Source organism: Phycicoccus sonneratiae (assembly GCF_016887965.1).
Taxonomy (GTDB): domain Bacteria; phylum Actinomycetota; class Actinomycetes; order Actinomycetales; family Dermatophilaceae; genus Phycicoccus; species Phycicoccus sonneratiae.
The window spans coordinates 16,980-33,949 of the sequence record NZ_JAFDVD010000014.1 but is presented as its reverse complement, the minus strand read 5'-3'; the positions used below and the strand labels follow the sequence as shown (position 1 = coordinate 33,949).

General features: G+C 73.4%; 17 protein-coding genes. 10 read left to right on the top strand and 7 right to left on the bottom strand.

Features of this window, described 5'->3' with window-relative positions; all coding sequences use genetic code 11:
• The first annotated feature begins 104 nt into the window (after positions 1-104).
• Positions 105-974 carry a sugar phosphate isomerase/epimerase family protein gene (locus tag JQN70_RS13020; protein WP_204131786.1) on the top strand — a complete coding sequence of 290 codons (870 nt, stop codon included), beginning with the start codon at positions 105-107 and terminating at the stop codon, positions 972-974.
• A 7-nt stretch (positions 975-981) separates the two neighbouring features.
• Here JQN70_RS13020 and JQN70_RS13015 read toward each other — a convergent pair whose 3' ends face one another.
• Positions 982-1,749 (bottom strand): AAA family ATPase, encoded by a 768-nt coding sequence (locus JQN70_RS13015; protein ID WP_204131785.1) that lies wholly within the window; start codon positions 1,747-1,749, stop codon positions 982-984.
• Positions 1,750-1,849: 100 nt separating this feature from the next.
• Between JQN70_RS13015 and JQN70_RS13010 the strand changes: the two genes are divergently transcribed.
• The 4 genes from JQN70_RS13010 to JQN70_RS12995 all read left to right on the top strand — a co-directional run bounded on the left by JQN70_RS13010 (position 1,850) and on the right by JQN70_RS12995 (position 4,642).
• Positions 1,850-3,301, top strand: coding sequence for a lysine--tRNA ligase (locus JQN70_RS13010; RefSeq protein ID WP_239111570.1), 1,452 nt, complete (start codon positions 1,850-1,852; stop codon positions 3,299-3,301).
• A gap of 4 nt (positions 3,302-3,305) precedes the next feature.
• Positions 3,306-3,560 (top strand): hypothetical protein, encoded by a 255-nt coding sequence (locus tag JQN70_RS13005; RefSeq protein WP_204131783.1) that lies wholly within the window; start codon positions 3,306-3,308, stop codon positions 3,558-3,560.
• Between the two features lie 114 nt (positions 3,561-3,674).
• On the top strand, positions 3,675-4,004 hold the full coding sequence (locus tag JQN70_RS13000; RefSeq protein ID WP_204131782.1) for a histone-like nucleoid-structuring protein Lsr2: 330 nt from the start codon (positions 3,675-3,677) through the stop codon (positions 4,002-4,004).
• Positions 4,005-4,063: 59 nt separating this feature from the next.
• Positions 4,064-4,642, top strand: coding sequence for a (2Fe-2S)-binding protein (locus JQN70_RS12995; protein ID WP_204131781.1), 579 nt, complete (start codon positions 4,064-4,066; stop codon positions 4,640-4,642).
• A 144-nt stretch (positions 4,643-4,786) separates the two neighbouring features.
• Here JQN70_RS12995 and JQN70_RS12990 read toward each other — a convergent pair whose 3' ends face one another.
• From JQN70_RS12990 to ligD (JQN70_RS12980), 3 genes are all read right to left on the bottom strand, one after another.
• On the bottom strand, positions 4,787-5,044 hold the full coding sequence (locus tag JQN70_RS12990; RefSeq protein ID WP_204131780.1) for a hypothetical protein: 258 nt from the start codon (positions 5,042-5,044) through the stop codon (positions 4,787-4,789).
• 145 nt (positions 5,045-5,189) lie between these two features.
• A complete protein-coding gene (gene ligD / locus JQN70_RS12985) occupies positions 5,190-6,074 on the bottom strand; it encodes a non-homologous end-joining DNA ligase (protein ID WP_204131779.1) in 885 nt (294 codons plus the stop codon).
• Entirely contained in the window at positions 6,067-7,023 is a 957-nt protein-coding gene (gene ligD, locus JQN70_RS12980; protein ID WP_204131778.1) for a non-homologous end-joining DNA ligase, read from the bottom strand. Before ligD (JQN70_RS12980) ends, ligD (JQN70_RS12985) begins: the two co-directional genes overlap by 8 nt.
• Positions 7,024-7,063: 40 nt before the next feature.
• Between ligD (JQN70_RS12980) and JQN70_RS12975 the strand changes: the two genes are divergently transcribed.
• From JQN70_RS12975 to JQN70_RS12960, 4 genes are all read left to right on the top strand, one after another.
• On the top strand, positions 7,064-7,621 hold the full coding sequence (locus JQN70_RS12975; protein ID WP_204131777.1) for an ATP-dependent endonuclease: 558 nt from the start codon (positions 7,064-7,066) through the stop codon (positions 7,619-7,621).
• A gap of 372 nt (positions 7,622-7,993) precedes the next feature.
• A complete protein-coding gene (locus JQN70_RS12970; protein ID WP_204131776.1) occupies positions 7,994-8,698 on the top strand; it encodes an SPFH domain-containing protein in 705 nt (234 codons plus the stop codon).
• 87 nt (positions 8,699-8,785) lie between these two features.
• On the top strand, positions 8,786-9,679 hold the full coding sequence (ku, locus tag JQN70_RS12965; RefSeq protein ID WP_204131775.1) for a non-homologous end joining protein Ku: 894 nt from the start codon (positions 8,786-8,788) through the stop codon (positions 9,677-9,679).
• Positions 9,680-9,869: 190 nt separating this feature from the next.
• The gene (locus JQN70_RS12960) at positions 9,870-11,969 is read left to right on the top strand and encodes a hypothetical protein (protein WP_204131774.1); all 2,100 of its coding nucleotides are present in this window, start codon (positions 9,870-9,872) and stop codon (positions 11,967-11,969) included.
• Positions 11,970-12,126: 157 nt separating this feature from the next.
• Here the strand turns inward: JQN70_RS12960 and JQN70_RS12955 are convergent, their stop codons facing one another.
• From JQN70_RS12955 to JQN70_RS12945, 3 genes are all read right to left on the bottom strand, one after another.
• Entirely contained in the window at positions 12,127-12,657 is a 531-nt protein-coding gene (locus tag JQN70_RS12955) for an amino-acid N-acetyltransferase (protein ID WP_307835969.1), read from the bottom strand.
• Between the two features lie 349 nt (positions 12,658-13,006).
• The gene (locus JQN70_RS12950; protein ID WP_204131773.1) at positions 13,007-15,526 is read right to left on the bottom strand and encodes an ATP-dependent Clp protease ATP-binding subunit; all 2,520 of its coding nucleotides are present in this window, start codon (positions 15,524-15,526) and stop codon (positions 13,007-13,009) included.
• A 163-nt stretch (positions 15,527-15,689) separates the two neighbouring features.
• Positions 15,690-16,316: a CGNR zinc finger domain-containing protein gene (locus JQN70_RS12945; protein ID WP_307835968.1), complete on the bottom strand. Its 627-nt coding sequence runs from the start codon at positions 16,314-16,316 to the stop codon at positions 15,690-15,692.
• Between the two features lie 70 nt (positions 16,317-16,386).
• Between JQN70_RS12945 and JQN70_RS12940 the strand changes: the two genes are divergently transcribed.
• Positions 16,387-16,965, top strand: a complete 579-nt coding sequence (locus JQN70_RS12940; protein WP_204131772.1) for a hypothetical protein — start codon at positions 16,387-16,389, stop codon at positions 16,963-16,965.
• Positions 16,966-16,970 lie beyond the last annotated feature (5 nt).

Genomic DNA, 16,970 nt, shown 5'->3' with positions numbered 1-16,970 from the left:
GGATCCTCTCGACGATGAGGGCAGGGCTCTCTGCCATTATGTTAGGTCATTAGGTCAACCCAGCATAGTGGTACCGCCAACTTCCCACCCGTCGAGGAGGTCCCGTGCCGACCGCACACCCCGAGCTCATCGCCACCTGCTGGACGAGCGCCGGTGACGCCTCGCCCCTCGGCCGGCAGCGCAGCCCGTCGTCGGTCGAGGAGCGGGTGCGGGCCGTGGCCGCCACCGGCTGGCAGGGGCTCGGCCTCGTCCTTGCCGACCTCCTGCCCGTGCGCGACACCATCGGCTTCGACGGGCTCCGCGAGCTGGTCGCCGCGAACGGCTTGCGGCACACCGAGGTCGAGCTCGTCGAGGACTGGTGGACCTCCGGGGTCGCGAAGGAGGAGTCCGACCGCCGGCGCGACCTGCTCCTCGACGCCGCCGTCGCCCTCGGCGCCCTGCACGTCAAGGCCGGTCCGCCCGTCGACACCGGCCCCGCCGACCCGCACGACCTCGTCCCCGGGCTGCGCGCGCTGGCCCGGGCGGCCGGCGAGCGCGGTGTGCGCGTCGCCCTCGAGCCGCTGCCGTTCTCGACCGTCTCGACGCTGCCGCTCGGGGCGCGGCTCGTCGAGGAGGCCGGCGTGCCGAACCTCGGGCTCGTCGTCGATGCGTGGCACGTGTTCCGCGCCGGCACCTCGCTCGACGAGCTCGCGGATGCCCTGGGTCCGGGAAGCGTGTTCGCGGTCGAGCTCAACGACGCCGACCCCCAGGTGGTGGGCACGCTCTTCGAGGACACGGTCCATCGCCGCCGCTACCCCGGCGAGGGCTGCTTCGACCTCGACGGTCTGGTGCGCGTCCTCACGGCCGCCGGGTTCGAGGGGCCGTGGGGGGTCGAGATGCTGTCGACCGAGCACCGCACCCGGCCGCTCGAGGAAGGGCTGCGGGCGGCCCACGCGTCGGCCACCGCCGTGCTCCGACGCGCGCTGTCGGCCTGAGCCGGGGTCACCCCTCGAGGTCGTCGAGGACGTGGCGCAGGTACCGGCGCGGGTCGTCGAGGAAGCCCCGGTGGTGGGCGACGACGTCGAGCTCGTCCCACGCACTGGGCCGGATGCCGTGCTCACCCAGCTCGAGGAGGTGCGCCCCGGGGATGGCCGCGAGCACCGGCGAGTGCGTGGCGATGACGACCTGCGTGCGCGGGCGGCGGGCCATCTCGGCGAGCTCGGCGACGAGGTGCAGCTGGGCCGAGAACGACAGGCCCGCCTCGGGCTCGTCCATGACGAACAGCCCCTCGCCCCGGAACCGCTTCGTCCCGAGCAGCGCGACGAAGGACTCGCCGTGCGAGAGCGTGTGGAACAGCGGGTCGCGGCTCCACGGCGACTCGGCCCGCGAGGTGTCGAGGTAGGTGAACAGCCCGTGCATCGTCTCGGCCCGCACGAAGTACCCCCAGCGCGGCGCCCCGGGGTCGCGGACCACCCGCAGCCACTCGTCGAGCGGTGACTCGCTGGCGTGGGTGCGGTGCAGCGCGCCCGTGGATCCGCCCTCGGCGTTCATCCCGGCGGCCATCGCGAGCGCCTCGACGAGGGTGGACTTGCCCGACCCGTTCTCGCCGACGAGCACCGTGCACCGGGCGAGGTCGAGGCCGTGCGCGAGGACCTGGGCGACGGCCGGGACCGTGAGCGGCCAGGTGCCGGCCGGCGGTACCTCGGCCTCGCGGACCCGCTCGAGGCGCCGGGCCGGGAGCCCCTCGTCCCACCGGGGCCGTGTGCTCATGCCGGGACGGTACCGGCGCCCCACGACAGCCCCCGTAGGCTTGACCCCCGTGACCGAGAACGTCCCCACCGCCGTCCCCGAGGCCGACCTGCCCGAGCAGATGCGGGTGCGCCGCGAGAAGCGCGACCGGATCGTCGACGGCGGCGGCGAGGCCTACCCGGTGGCCGTGCCGCGCACGCACGCGCTCGCCGAGGTCCGCGAGCAGTGGGGCCACCTCGCCACCGGTGAGGAGACCCAGGACGTCGTCGGGGTCGCCGGTCGCGTCGTCTTCGTCCGGAACACCGGCAAGCTCGCCTTCGCGACGCTCCAGGAGGGCGTCGGCACGCGGCTCCAGGTGATGCTCAGCCTCGCCGAGGTCGGTGAGGAGGCGCTCGCCGCGTGGAAGGCCGACGTCGACCTCGGTGACCACGTGTGGGTCGAGGGGCGCGTCATCTCCTCGCGTCGCGGCGAGCTGTCGGTGATGGCCGGCCGCTGGGGGATGGCGAGCAAGGCCCTGCGCCCCCTGCCGGTGCTGCACAAGGAGCTCTCGGAGGAGTCGCGCGTCCGCCAGCGCTACGCCGACCTCGTCGTGCGCCAGGAGGCCCGCGACATGGTGCGCACGAAGGCCGCGGCCCTTCGGGCGGTGCGCTCGGTGCTCGACGGCCAGGGCTACCTCGAGGTCGAGACGCCGGTCATCCAGCTCGTGCACGGAGGCGCCGCGGCCCGGCCCTTCCGCACGCACATGAACGCCTTCGACCACGAGATGGTCCTGCGCATCGCCCTCGAGCTGAACCTCAAGAAGGCCGTCGTCGGTGGGGTCGACCGGGTCTACGAGATGGGGCGGATCTTCCGCAACGAGGGCGTCGACGCCACCCATTCCCCCGAGTTCACGATGCTCGAGGCCTACCAGGCGTGGGGCGACCAGACCTCCATCGGCGCCCTGATGCGCGACCTCTACCTCGGGGTCGCCGACGCGCTGGGGTCGCGGCAGGTCGAGACGCCGGCGGGCACCGTCGACCTCGACGGCGAGTGGCGCTGGCTGCCGGTGTACGACGCCGTGAGCGAGGTCGTCGGCGAGACCGTCACCCTCGACACCCCGCAGGAGGTGCTCCTCGGGTACGCCGAGCGGCACGGGGTCGAGGTCGACCCGGAGCTCGAGAAGGACAAGGTCTTCCTCGAGCTGCTCGGCGAGCTCGTCGAGCCGCAGCTGCTCCAGCCGACCTTCCTCTGCGACTACCCCGCCATCGCCCAGCCGCTGGCGCGCCCGCACCGCAGCGCGCCGGGGCTCATCGAGGCCTGGGACCTGATCATCGCCGGCGTCGAGCGCGGCACCGGGTTCTCCGAGCTCGTCGACCCCGTCGTGCAGCGTCGGGTCCTCACCGAGCAGTCGCTGCGCGCGGCCGGCGGCGACCCCGAGGCGATGCAGCTCGACGAGGACTTCCTGCGCGCCCTCGAATACGGTGCACCGCCGATGGGCGGGCTCGGTCTGGGAATCGACCGGCTCGTCATGCTCTTCACCGGGGCCTCCATCCGCGAGACCATCCTCTTCCCCCACCTCAAGCCGGAGGCCTGACCCCATGGACTCCGTGGTCCCCTACGTCGTCGCCATCGTCCCGACCATCGTCGTCGCCGTCTTCTTCTACGTCATCATCAAGCGGATGATCGAGGGCGACCGACGGGAACGCCTCGCGCAGAGCAGGTTCGAGGCCGAGGAGGATCGTCGCAGGTCAGCCCACGAGTCGGCCGGCCCCGGGCCGTCAACGGCGGAGCCCACCCCGGGTCCGCGCGACCCCGACGGACCGGACGAGGGCGAGGACAATTCCCCCCGGTAAATGCGCGAAAGCGTGGTCTTTACCATTGCTTTACCCGTAGAATACCTTTTGCATAACCGTGGTGCGGCATGCTCGGAAGCACCCCGGAAATCATCCACCCCGAAGGAATGCCAGATGGCCAAGAAGGTCCAGGTCCTGCTCGTCGACGACGTCGACAAGGAGTCGCCCGCCGACGAGACGGTGACGTTCGCCCTCGACGGCGTCAGCTACGAGATCGACCTCACGAGCGGCAACGCCGCCAAGCTGCGTGACGCGCTCGCCGTGTGGATCGGTCACGCCGAGCGCACCGGTGGCCGCCGCGCCACGTCGCGGGCCGCCGCCAAGGGCCAGCGCCGCGACGTCAGCGCCATCCGCGAGTGGGCGCGCTCCAACGGCTACGACGTCAGCGAGCGCGGCCGCATCTCCACGGAGGTCCAGGAGGCCTACGAGAAGGCCAACTCCTGACCCCTCCCGACGCACCGCACGCGGCGGCGGCACCCGACCTGGGTGCCGCCGCTGCGCGCATGTCCCGGCGGCACGCCTGGCTGCGGTTCGTCGCCGGGGGGCCGCCCCTGCCCCACCGGCCGGCCGGCGACCCCACCGCCTGGCAGCACGGGCTCGGGGCCCTGCACGCGCGCTGGTACGACGGCGCGGCCCCGCCCTCGGTCGCGGCGGTCTTCGTCCTCCAGTGGGTCCTCCAGGTGCCGGCCCACACCGCCGCGCACGCGGCCGCGGCCGGCCCGTGGCGGGCCCGGCTGACCGACCTCACCTTCTCGCTGGGCGGCTCGCTGGTGCCGGACGTCGTGCGGCTCACCGCGCTGGTGGCCGACGCCGAGGACCTCGCCGGGCGGCTCGACGCGGCCGAGGCCGACTACCGGGCGGTCGCGACGCCCCTCGCCGAGGGGTACCCGGCCCCGGTGCGCCTGGGGCCCCACGTCCGGGCCGCCCTCGTCGACGACATGTGGGCCGCCGCCCGGCGCGAGGCCGAGGGCGCGGCCGGTGTGCTCCGGCCCGGCGTCCTGCCGCGGGCGTCGTGCTGCCTCATCTACGCCCTGCCGGGCTGCGTCGAGTGCGCCGGCTGCCCACGACTGCTCCGGCCCTGACGCCGACTTCTTGCCGGTTTGGCCGCCCGACACGCCGCACAGCAGGGTGTGGAGCGGCCCAACTCGCAAGAAGTCGGGGTGAACGGGCGGGGGCGGGGGCCCACGCCTGCTCGGCGGGGCCCACCCACGCCCCGCCGGGCCGAGTCAGACCGGCACCCAGCGCCCGTCCGCCCAGCGGTAGGTCGCGACGACCTGGGTCGTCGTGTCGCGCGGGAGGGCCGACGGGCCGCGGGGATGACGGGACGGCGGGTGCGGCCGGTCGTCGGTGACCCCGGCGGCGGCGGCGGTCGCGGGCGGGAGCACGGCGACCCCGGCGAACGCGACGGCGACCGCCGAGGTCAGGGCGCCGGCGACGCGGATCCCGGTGGAGCGGACGGGGTGCGGGGAGCTGGTCCTGGTCATGGCCCCACCCTCGCGCCGGGTCGCGGGACCCCGCTGTGCGCGTCCTGTGCACTCCCCATGACCGACTTCTTGCGAGTTCCGCCGTTCGGCGCGCCGCTGACAGGCGTGTCGAGCGGCCGAACTCGCAAGAAGTCGGGGTTGCGGGTCAGGGGAGGTCGGCGAGGAGGTCGCCGTCGCGCGCGACCCGGTCGAGCACGTCGTCGAACATCAGCTGCTGCAGCGAGTCCGGCTCCTGCGCACCGCGTTCCACCTCGTCCCAGGTCCGCGGCGCCGCGACGTGCGGCAGCTCGCGTCCGCGCAGCGAGTAGGGACTGATCGTCGTCTTGGCCGCGACGTTCTGGCTCCAGTCGAGGAACACCTTCCCGGGCCGCAGCGACTTCGTCATCTTCCACAGGACGAGGTCGGGGTGCTTCTTCGTCATCTCCTGGGCCAGCTGCATCGCGAGCTCGCGGACCTCGTCGGAGGACAGGTCACCGCCGAGCGCGGCGTAGAGCTGCATCCCCTTGCTGCCCGAGGTGACGGGGTACAGCTCGAGGCCGAGCCGCTCGAGCCGGTCGCGGACGAGCAGGGCCACCCGCGCACACTCGTGCAGCCCCGCCGGCTTGCCGGGGTCGAGGTCGATGACCAGCCGGTTCGGGTTCTGCCGCACCCCGTCCGCGTCGATCGTCCACTGCGGCACGTGCAGCTCGAGGGAGTTGAGGTTGACGAGGTAGGCGAGCTCGGCCATCCCCGGCACGAGCGGGTACGTGACGTCGTCGACCGGCACGCGCGGGAGCCAGGACGGCGCCCCGGACGGCAGGTTCTTCTCGAAGAACATCTGGTCCTCGACGCCGTGCGGCCAGCGCACCCGCGTCACCGGTCGGTCGGCGAGGTGGGGCAGCAGCACCTCGGCGATCCGCGCGTAGTAGTCGAGGACCTCGCCCTTGGTCGTCTCGGTGGCGGGGTACATCACCTTCTCGAGGCTGGTCAGTTTCAGCCGCCGCCCGGCGACCTCGACCCGCGTCACCGACGGGACGTAGCGCTCAGCCACCCTCCTCGACCTCCCGGAGCTCCTCGGGCGTCAGGTCGTGGCGGACCCCGAGGTAGGTCGGCTGGCGCAGCCGGTGGTCGGCGGTGAGCATCAGCGTGCGCACCTCGACCACCAGCGTCGGCTCGACCCACGTCGTACCCGAGGCGTCGACGCGCGGCACCTCGTCGGCGAACGGCGACGTCGCGCGCTCGGCCGACCGCAGACGACGCAGCAGGGCCACGCCGGCCGACCCCGCCAGCCCCGAGCCCACCCGGCCCGCGTACCGCCAGCCACCGTCGTCGTCGGGCAGCCCGACGAGCACCGCCCCGAGCCGGTCGGCCGACGACGCCCCCGAGCCGACCTCGGGCCGCCAGCCCCCGACGACGACCGAGTACGTGCGCCGGTGCGCGACCTTGCGCCAGTCGGCCGAGCGGCGCCCCGGGACGTAGGTCGCGGTCCGCCGCTTGCTGACCACCCCCTCCAGCCCCTGCTCCGCGGTGACGCGCAGGAGCAGCTCGCCGTCGTCGTGCACCTCGGGGACGTGCCACGAGCGGCCGTCGAGCTCGAGCTCCTCGAGCAACCGCCGCCGGACCGACCACGGCTGGCGGGTGAGGTCCTGCCCGAAGAGCCGCAGCAGGTCGAAGACCATGAGGGTGACCGGCCGCCCGGCGACGAGCTTCTCGGCCTGCCGGCGCTTCGTCACGTGCATCCGCTCGGCGAGGGCGTGGAAGCTCGGCCGGCCGTCGTCCATCGCGACGACCTCGCCGTCGAGCAGCAGGTCGTCGTAGGTGTCGGCCAGCCCGTCGAGCTCCGGGAAGGCCGCCGTGACGTCCCGCTCGGTCCGCGAGCTCACCGTCACCGCACCGCCGCGCACGTCGACGAGCACCCGCATCCCGTCCCACTTCACCTCGTGCACCCAGGCGGCGCCGCGCGGCGGGGCCTCGGCGGCGGTGGCGAGCATCGGGCGCATGGGCTCATCCTGCCCGCCCGCCCGGGCTACGGTCACCGACATGGAGGCCACCGGCGGGCACGGCCCCGTCGTGCTCGTCGAGGGCGAGAGCGACGCGGTCGTCGTCCGTGCCCTCCTCGCCCGCCGCGGCGCCGCTGCCGACGTCGTGCCGATGGGTGGGGTCACCAACCTCGCCGCGCACCTCGACCCCCTCGGCGGACCGGCCCCCCACGTCCTCGCCCTCGTCGACGCCCCGGAGGTGCGCTTCGCCGTCGGGGCGCTGCGCCGGCACGGGGTGCGGGCCGAGACGCTCGAGGAGCTCGGGTGGCACGGGGTGCTCGTCTGCGACCGCGACCTCGAGGACGTCCTCATCCGCGCCCTCGGCCCGGACGCCGTCCTCGACGCGCTCGCCGGGATGGCCGAGCTCGGCGCCTTCGAGTCCCTCGCCCAGATGCCGCACTGGCGCGGACGGCCCGTGGCCGAGCAGCTGCACCGCTTCGCCGGCTCGGGGTCCGGGCGCAAGAGCCGGCTGGCCGCGCGGCTCGCCGACCGGCTCGACCCGGCGGCCCTCCCGGACCCGCTCGGCCCCCTCGTCGACGCCGTCCTCGCCATGCCCTGACCGCGCCGGTACCGTCGATCTGCCGAAAACCGTTGGCGCGACGGCCTGCCGAGGCCCCACCCTTGTCGGCGGACAGCGGAGCGGGAAGCAGCCACACCGGGGTACCGGTACGGTCCTGCGCGTCGCCCGTTCCGTCGTGGGTCCACTGCACTGTTCATGCAGACACCTGGCGTGCGGGGTTCGACTCCCCTGGCGCCGCCGGTCGGGACCACGGGAGCCACGGGCCCTGAGGTCCGGTGCCGCCAGCACGGGGCACCGTCACCCCGCCCCGGCCCCCGCCCGACCGGCGGCGTCGTCCGGGCTGCCCGGCCGGTGCCCGGGCCCACCCGTCCGACCGACCGAACCCCGAGCGGCCCCGAGGAGGTGCCCGAGATGTCCCTGTTCAGCCTCACCGTCCCGTCCCACACGACCCGTGTCGAGTACCGCCACGGCGCGGTCCTGCGCGTCCTCGAGCCCGGGCGCCACCCGCGTCGCCTCGGCGCCAGCGGGCGCTCGGTCGACCGGCGCGAGTCGCTGCTCGCCGTCGCGCCGCAGGAGGTCCTCGCGGCCGACGGCGTCTCGGTCCGCGTCTCGGCGACCGTCCTCTGGGCGGTCGGCGACCCGGTCGCCTGGCTGGAGCGCTCCACCGACCCGCTCGGGTCGGTGTACCTCGCGACGCAGCTGGCCCTGCGCGACGCCCTCGCCGCGCTGACGTCCGACGAGCTGGCCCGCCGCGGGGCGACGCTGCCCGCCGAGGCGCTCACCACGGCCGTGCGCGCGGTCGCCGGCGAGGTCGGTGTCGAGGTCCGGGAGGTCGTCGTCAAGGACGTCGTGCTCCCGGGCGAGCTGCGCGCGGCGGCCCTCGAGGTCGTCGCGGCCCGCTCGCGCGGTGCCGCGCAGCTCGAGGCGGCCCGGGCCGAGACGGCCGCGCTCCGCTCGCTCGCGAACGGGGCGAAGCTGCTCGACGACCACCCGGCGCTGGCCCGGCTGCGGCTGGTCCAGTCGGCGCCGTACGGGTCCACGCTGGTCCTCCGCCTCGGTGACGGGGCCGAGGGCCAGGACCCCGGCCCCGACGCGGACCGGGCCGGAACCCGGTGACGGACGGCCGGCGCCCCCGACGGGGGCGCCGGCCGTTCCTCGTCCCGACCCCTCCCCAGCGACCCGCGACCCGCCTACGCTGGGACGATGCGAGCGATCTGGAAGGGCGCGGTCTCCTTCGGGCTGGTCAGCGTGCCCGTGCGCCTCTACTCCGCCACCGAGAACCACGACGTGCAGTTCCGCCAGGTGCACCGCGAGGACGGCGGCCGCATCAAGTACAAGCGCACCTGCTCGATCGACGGCGAGGAGGTGAGCTACGACGACATCGCCAAGGGCTACGAGACCGAGGACGGCGACATGGTCGTGCTCACCGACGACGACTTCGCCGACCTCCCGAGCACCTCGTCCAAGGAGATCGGCGTGACGAAGTTCGTCCCCGCCGACCAGATCGACCCGATGTGGCTCGACAAGAGCTACTACCTCGAGCCCGACAAGTCGGCCACCAAGCCGTACGTCCTGCTCCGCGACGCGCTGGAGAAGGAGAAGCGGATGGCGGTCGTCACCGTCTCCATCCGCACCCGGATGACGATGGCCGTGCTCCGCGTCCGTGACGGCGTCATCGTCATGCAGACGATGCTCTGGCCCGACGAGATCCGCGCCGCCGACTTCGCCTCCGTCACCGAGGACCAGAAGGCCAGCAAGCAGGAGATGGACATGGCGCGCATGCTCATCGACCAGCTCGCCGGCGACTACGACCCCGACGACTACGAGGACGACTACGCCCTCGCCGTCAAGGAGCTCGTCCGCGCCAAGGTCGAGGGCGGCGAGGTGCGGGCCCCGGCCGTCGAGGAGGAGGAGTCCGGCGAGGTCGTCGACCTGCTCGCGGCGCTGTCCCGCTCGGTCGAGAAGGCCAAGGCCTCCCGCGGCGAGGCGCCGGCGCCCGCGTCGAAGGCGCCGGCGAAGAAGGCCGCGAAGAAGTCCCCGGCCAAGAAGGCCACCAAGAAGACGGCCGCGAAGAAGTCCGAGAAGAAGGCCAGCTGACCCGAGTGCGGCCGCTGCGCCGAAACCGCGCTGCAGGGTCCTCCGGGATGGGCGAGAATGGCGGTCGGCGGTGATTTCCGGAAACGCCCCACGGTGGCCGTACCCACCGGTAGTCGTGAGATTTCCCGGACTTTCTGCCTAGCATCGGTCGACTGCCCCCGCCGGTGGGCTCGACGACTCGGAGGGACGCATGAGGAGGATGGTGCTGCGCGCGGCCGGTGCGGCCGCCGTCACCGTGCTCACGGCCTCCACGGTCCTGCTCGGAGCCCCCTCCGCGGTCGCCGCCGAGGGCCTGTCGGCCAGCGCCACGAGCCGCTACGTCCTCGACACCGAGGCCGAGGTCGTCCACGCCCGGATGAGCATCGACCTCGAGAACGTCAGCCCGGACAAGCAGGCCGACGGCGGTGTCTACACCTACTACTTCGACGCCTACACGATCCCCGTGCCCGAGGGCATCGAGAAGGTCAAGGCCGTCAGTGGCGACGCCGAGCTCGACGTCTCGCTCTCCGGCACCGACGACCCGAGCACCCAGCTGGCCCGCATCGGCTTCCCGGACCTGCGCTACCACCAGAAGCGCAGCATCGTCCTCACCTTCGACATCCCCGGGGCCCCGCCGCGCTCGGACAACAGCACCCGCGTCGGGCCCGGGTACGCCACGTTCGTCGCCTACGGTCCCGGCGATGAGGGGCACAACCGGGTCGAGGTGCTCGCCCCGTCCGCGATGTCGTTCTCGAGCACCGTCGACGGGTTCACCCCGGCCGGCGACGGCGACACGACCACGTACACGGCCACCGAGAACACCTTCGAGGGCGGCCTGTGGGCGGCGGTCTCGTTCCGCGACCCGAAGCAGACCACGGAGCGCACCGTCGAGGTCGACGACCTGTCGCTGACCCTCGAGTCCTTCCCCGACGACGCGAAGTGGTCGGCCTTCGTCGCCGACAAGGTGACGGCCGGGCTGCCCCAGCTCGAGCGGCTCGTCGGCAACCCGTGGCCCGGCGGGCTCCAGCGCATCCGCGAGGACGCCTCGCCGTCGCTGCGCGGCTACGACGGCTGGTTCGACCCCACCGGCGACGAGATCGTCGTCGGCGAGCAGCTCGACGACGACCTGATCTTCCACGAGCTCTCGCACGCCTGGGTCTCCGGCGAGAGCTTCGAGGGACGCTGGCTCTACGAGGGGCTGGCCCAGGCGATCGCCGAGCGGGCGGTCAAGGCCACCGACGGCACACCGCGCTCGCATTCCTCGGTCTCACGCACCTCCTCGGACGCGGTGCCGCTCAACTCCTGGGAGGGTGATGCCGGCAGCCGCACGGCCGACGTCGACTCCTACGCCTACCCGGCGTCCTACCGGGTGATGACCGAGCTGCTCGGGAAGCTCTCCGACGAGCAGTTCGCGGCCGTCGTCGGTGCGGCCGTGCGCGGCGAGCGGGCCTACGACCCCGCCGGCCTCGTCACCCCGAGCGGTGGACGCACCGAGTGGACCGACTGGCTCGACCTCGTCGAGACCCGCGGCGGGGTCACGGGTGCGCCGAAGGTGTTCTCCGAGTGGGTGCTCACGAAGTCGCAGGCCAAGCAGCTCGCCCCCCGCGCGGCGGCCCGCACGGCCTACGCCGACCTCGACCGCGGCGACGGCGGGTGGCTGCCCCCGGAGGGCCTGCGCGACGCGATGACGGTCTGGGACTTCGACCGCGCGAAGCACGTCCGCGACGCCGTCGCGCCGCTCGGGGCCCGCGCGGTCGCGGTGCAGCAGGCCGCGCAGCGCACCGGGCTGCCCGTGCCGAAGGCCGTCCGCGAGTCCTACGAGGAGGCCTCGCTCGACGACGACTACGCCGATCTCGCGACGAGCCTGCCGGCCGCGGCGAGCACCATCCTCGACGTCGGGGCCGCCCGCCGCACCGCCGAGGCCGACCACGACCCGCTGACCGACCTCGGGGCCGGGCTGCTCGGCGTGCACGAGCGGTCCGACCGGGCCGTCGCCGCGCTCGCGGCCGGCGAGGTCGAGCGGGCCGGGGCGCTCGCCGACGACGTCCGCGACCGCTCCGGATGGGCGCTGCCGCTGGGTCTGGGCCTCGTGCTCCTCGTCGTCGCGCTCGTCGGCGGGGCCGCGACGGTGGTCGTCCTCGTCCTGCGCCGGCCCGCCCCCCGGCACGCCGTGGCGTCGGTGCCGGCCCCCTCACCCGTCCGGCCGGCCGAGACGCCGGAGGCGGACCGTCCGGCACCGGTCGGTGCGCACCGGGCCCCCCGCAGCGGTGCCCAGGAGTCGGTGGGCCACGGCGGTCGCCCGCTCGGCTGACCCGCGCACGTCGAGGTGCATCAGCGGGGGGTTCGAGGTGAAACCCGACCGTCATCGGGTCCTGTTTCACCTCGGTCGAGCCGGTCATGACCCGGGTCGAGGTGAAACCCGACCGTCATCGGGTCCACTTTCACCTCGAACCGCGGTGGCGGCGGGATCAGAGGACGCGCAGCATCCGGGTGTTGCCGAGCGTGTTCGGCTTGACCCGCTCGAGGTCGAGGAACTCGGCGACACCCTCGTCGTAGGAGCGCAGCAGCTCGGCGTAGACGGCCGGCTCGACCGCCTGGCCGTCGATGGGCTCGAAGCCGTGGCGGCCGAAGAACGCGGTCTCGAAGGTCAGGCAGAACAGCCGCGACAGGCCGAGCAGCCGGGCCCGCTCGACGAGGCGGGCGAGCAGCGCCGACCCGACCCCCTGCCCGAGCACCGAGTCGTCGACGGCCAGGGTGCGGACCTCGCCGAGGTCCTCCCAGAGCACGTGCAGCGCCCCGCAGCCGACGACCCGGCCGCCGACCTCGGCGACGGTGAAGTCGCCGACCGACTCGTAGTACGCGACCGCCTCCTTCTGGAGGAGCACGCGGCGCTCGGCGAGCGGGGCGACGAGGGAGCGGATGGTCCGGACGTCGGCCGTGCGGGCCGGTCGCACCGTGACGGACGGTGCGGCCACGGATTCCGGGGTCTGCTCGGCCACCTCGGCAGCGTAGCGAGTGCCGCGGACCCTCGCGGCGGCGTCCACGGACCCGGTGGCGGACATGGTGCGGCCCGCCACCGCAGGGGTGGTGGCGGGCCGCTGCAAGGTGCCCCGGAGGCCCTTGCCCGACCAGTGTGCGTCACCGCGACCGGCAAGTGGGTAAAGGAACCGTAAGTTTCTGCCTCGAACGGTGTGACCTACGGAATCCGTCGTCAGGTGTGGAAATCCGCAGGTCAGGGGCGCGCGTCTTGGGAGCGCCGCGGACGCGGGGCGGACGCAGGGCGGACGACGGCGAGGGCCCCCGACCGCGGTGGTCGGGGGCCCTCGTCGACGACGGGCGCCGGGTGGCTCAGCCCTCGGCGGCCTCGGCCGCGACGACCGGGAGCTCGATGCCCCGGCTGTGCGGCGTGCCCTGGAAGGTGAACGTGTCGTCCTTGGTCTCGCCGGTGGCGTCGACCGCGACGATCTCGCCGGACTTCAGCTCGTTGAAGAGGATCTTCTCCGAGAGGACGTCCTCGATCTCGCGCTGGATCGTGCGCCGCAGCGGGCGCGCGCCGAGCACGGGGTCGTAGCCCTTGGTCGCCAGCAGGTTCTTGGCCGCGGGCGTGAGCTCGATGCCCATGTCCTTGTCCTTGAGCCGCTTGTCGAGCTTGGCGATCTCGAGGTCGACGATCTGGACGATCTCGGCCTGCGAGAGCTGCGGGAAGACGATCGTGTCGTCGACGCGGTTGAGGAACTCGGGGCGGAAGTGCTGCTTGAGCTCGTCCTGCACCTTGGCCTTCATCCGGTCGTAGTCCGACCGGGTGTCGGGACCGGCGCTGAACCCGAGCGTGCCCTTGGAGATGTCCCGCGTCCCGAGGTTGGTCGTCATGATGATGACCGTGTTCTTGAAGTCGACCATCCGACCCTGGGAGTCGGTGAGCCGGCCGTCCTCGAGCACCTGCAGGAGGCTGTTGAAGATCTCCGGGTGGGCCTTCTCGACCTCGTCGAAGAGCACGACCGAGAACGGCTTCCGGCGCACCTTCTCGGTGAGCTGGCCACCCTCCTCGTACCCCACGTAGCCGGGGGGCGAGCCGAAGAGCCGCGAGACCGTGTGCTTCTCGCTGTACTCCGACATGTCGAGCTGGATGAGGCTGTCCTCGTCGCCGAACAGGAACTCCGCCAACGTCTTCGCGAGCTCGGTCTTCCCCACACCGGTCGGGCCGGCGAAGATGAACGAGCCGCCTGGACGGCGCGGGTCCTTGAGGCCGGCCCGCGTGCGGCGGATGGCCTGCGACAGCGACTTGATGGCCTCGTCCATGCCGACGACCCGCTTGTGCAGCTCGTCCTCCATGTGGAGCAGGCGGCTGGACTCCTCCTCGGTCAGCTTGAAGACCGGGATGCCCGTCGAGGCGGCGAGCACCTCGGCGATGAGCTCCTCGTCGACCTCGGCGATGACGTCCATGTCGCCGGACTTCCACTCGGCCTCGCGCTTGGCCTTCTCGGTGCGCAGGTTCTTCTCGTCGTCGCGCAGCCGCGCGGCCTTCTCGAAGTCCTGGCCGTCGATGGCCGACTCCTTCTCGCGCACGACGGCCGCGATCCGCTCGTCGAACTCGCGCAGGTCCGGCGGTGCGGTCATCCGGCGGATGCGCAAGCGCGCGCCCGCCTCGTCGATGAGGTCGATCGCCTTGTCCGGGAGGAAGCGGTCGTTGACGTACCGGTCGGCCATGTTCGCCGCCGCGACGAGCGCGCCGTCGGTGATGGACACCCGGTGGTGCGCCTCGTAGCGGTCGCGCAGGCCCTTGAGGATCTCGATGGCGTGCGCGAGGGTCGGCTCGGCGACCTGGATCGGCTGGAAGCGGCGCTCGAGCGCGGCGTCCTTCTCGATGTGCTTGCGGTACTCGTCGAGGGTGGTCGCGCCGATGACCTGCAGCTCGCCGCGCGCCAGCATCGGCTTGAGGATGCTCGCGGCGTCGATGGCGCCCTCGGCGGCGCCCGCACCGACGAGGGTGTGGATCTCGTCGATGAACAGGACGATGTCGCCGCGGGTGCGGATCTCCTTGAGGACCTTCTTCAGCCGCTCCTCGAAGTCACCGCGGTAGCGGCTGCCGGCGACGAGCGCGCCGAGGTCGAGGGTGTAGAGCTGCTTGTCCTTGAGGGTCTCGGGCACCTCGCCCTTGACGATGTCCTGCGCGAGGCCCTCGACGACCGCGGTCTTGCCGACACCGGGCTCGCCGATGAGGACGGGGTTGTTCTTGGTGCGGCGGGACAGCACCTGCATGACCCGCTCGATCTCCTTCTCGCGCCCGATGACCGGGTCGAGCTTGCCCTCGCGCGCGGCCTGGGTGAGGTTGCGGCCGAACTGGTCGAGGACGAGCGAGCCGGCCGGGGTGCCCTCGGCGGGACCGCCCTGCGCCGAACCGGCGCCCGGGGCCGCACCCTCCTTGCCACCCTGGTAGCCGGAGATGAGCTGGATGACCTGCTGGCGCACCCGCGAGAGGTCGGCGCCGAGCTTGACGAGCACCTGGGCCGCCACGCCCTCGCCCTCACGGATGAGGCCGAGCAGGATGTGCTCGGTGCCGATGTAGTTGTGCCCCAGCTGGAGCGCCTCGCGCAGGCTCAGCTCGAGGACCTTCTTGGCGCGCGGGGTGAACGGGATGTGCCCGGTGGGGGCCTGCTGGCCCTGACCGATGATCTCCTGCACCTGCTCGCGGACCGCCTCGAGGCTGATGCCGAGGCTCTCCAGGGCCTTGCTCGCGACACCCTCGCCCTCGTGGATCAGGCCGAGGAGGATGTGCTCGGTCCCGATGTAGTTGTGGTTGAGACCGCGCGCCTCCTCCTGGGCGAGCACGACGACGCGGCGTGCGCGGTCGGTGAACCGTTCGAACATGGTGCTTCTCCTGACGTCGAGTCCCCTCGATGCTAGTCGCGTGACCTGAACGTGGCGCCTCCGTTGTCGAAGCCACGGGCCGCGCGTCCTACGGGATGGACAACGCGGCGGCGGGCGGCGGGTGTTCCGCGTTCGCCCTCGGCGTAGCGGCCGGCGCGCCGGGTCAGCGCGGGCGGGCGGCGGACTTCTGGCGCTCCGCGTGGGCCCGGACCTTCGCGCGGTTGCCGCACCACCGCATCGAGCACCAGCGGCGCCGGCCGGAGGTGTCGAGGAAGACCCACCCGCAGCCCAGCCCCGGGCAGCTGCGCACCCCGGAGACCTCGGGGCGGGTCAGCAGGTCGGCGGCGGCCCAGGCGAAGGCGTCGGCGGGCCGGTCGAGGTGCTCGGCCGTGATGCCGCCGACGAGCCAGCGCGCCGGGTGGCCGGGCACCAGCTCGACGGTCGGGGCAGCGGACTGGGCGGCGACGGCGAGCTCGCCGACCGCCTCGGCGTCCGCGGGGTCGAGGACGGCCGAACGCACGACCGCCCGCACCGTGCGCGCCCGCTCGAGCGCGGCCTCGGCGACCTCCGGCTGGCGCGAGGCCGCCCGGCGCAGCCGGGCGACGTCGTGCTCGGGGAGCAGGCCGACCTCCCCCGCGAGGACCGCGAGGTGGTCGAAGGAGACGAGGTAGTCGCTCGCGTGCGCGCCGTCCCATCCCGAGAAGGTGTTGACGAGCTCGAGCGCCGGGTGCCGGGCGACGGGCTGGGGCAGCACGAGACCGTCGACCGTCCTCCAGTGCTGCTCCGCCACCACTGGAGGGTAACGGTCGGTTACGGTCGGTACTAACCGGTTAGTTCAATTGAATGGTTAGGAGACGACCATGACCCCCGTCCGACCGGCCCTCCGGGCCCTCGCCGCCCCCCTCGCCGCCGCCGCCCTGCTCGGCGCGCCCGCCGTCCCGGCCCTCGCCGCCCCGGCCCCCGCGACCTCGGGGACGAGCGCGCGCCCCGGCCACGGGTCGCCGTGGACCCCGTACCGCACCGAGGAGGTCGTCGTGCCGGCCGCCCGCTCGACCTGCGGGTTCGACGTGCGCATCACCCCGCTCATCGACGAGGAGGAGTACCGCACGACCTCGACCTGGCCGGACGGCACGCCGCGGACGCAGCTCTTCCGCGGAGCCCTCGTCGAGCGCTACACCAACCTCACGAGCGGCGCCTCCGTCGTGCGCGACCTCAGCGCGACGGCCGTCTTCGCCTACCGCCGGGACGGCTCGCCGGCGTCGCTGACCTCGCTGCACGGCGCGTTCGGCACGACGATGCCGCCCGGCAGCACCCCGGACACCGGGCTCTACGTGCTCGGCGGGACGGGCACCACCGTGTTCTTCCGGACCGACGACACCCGGGCCTTCGTGCTCGGCCCCCACGGCACGGCCGAGGACGTCTGCGACGCCCTCGACTGACCCGG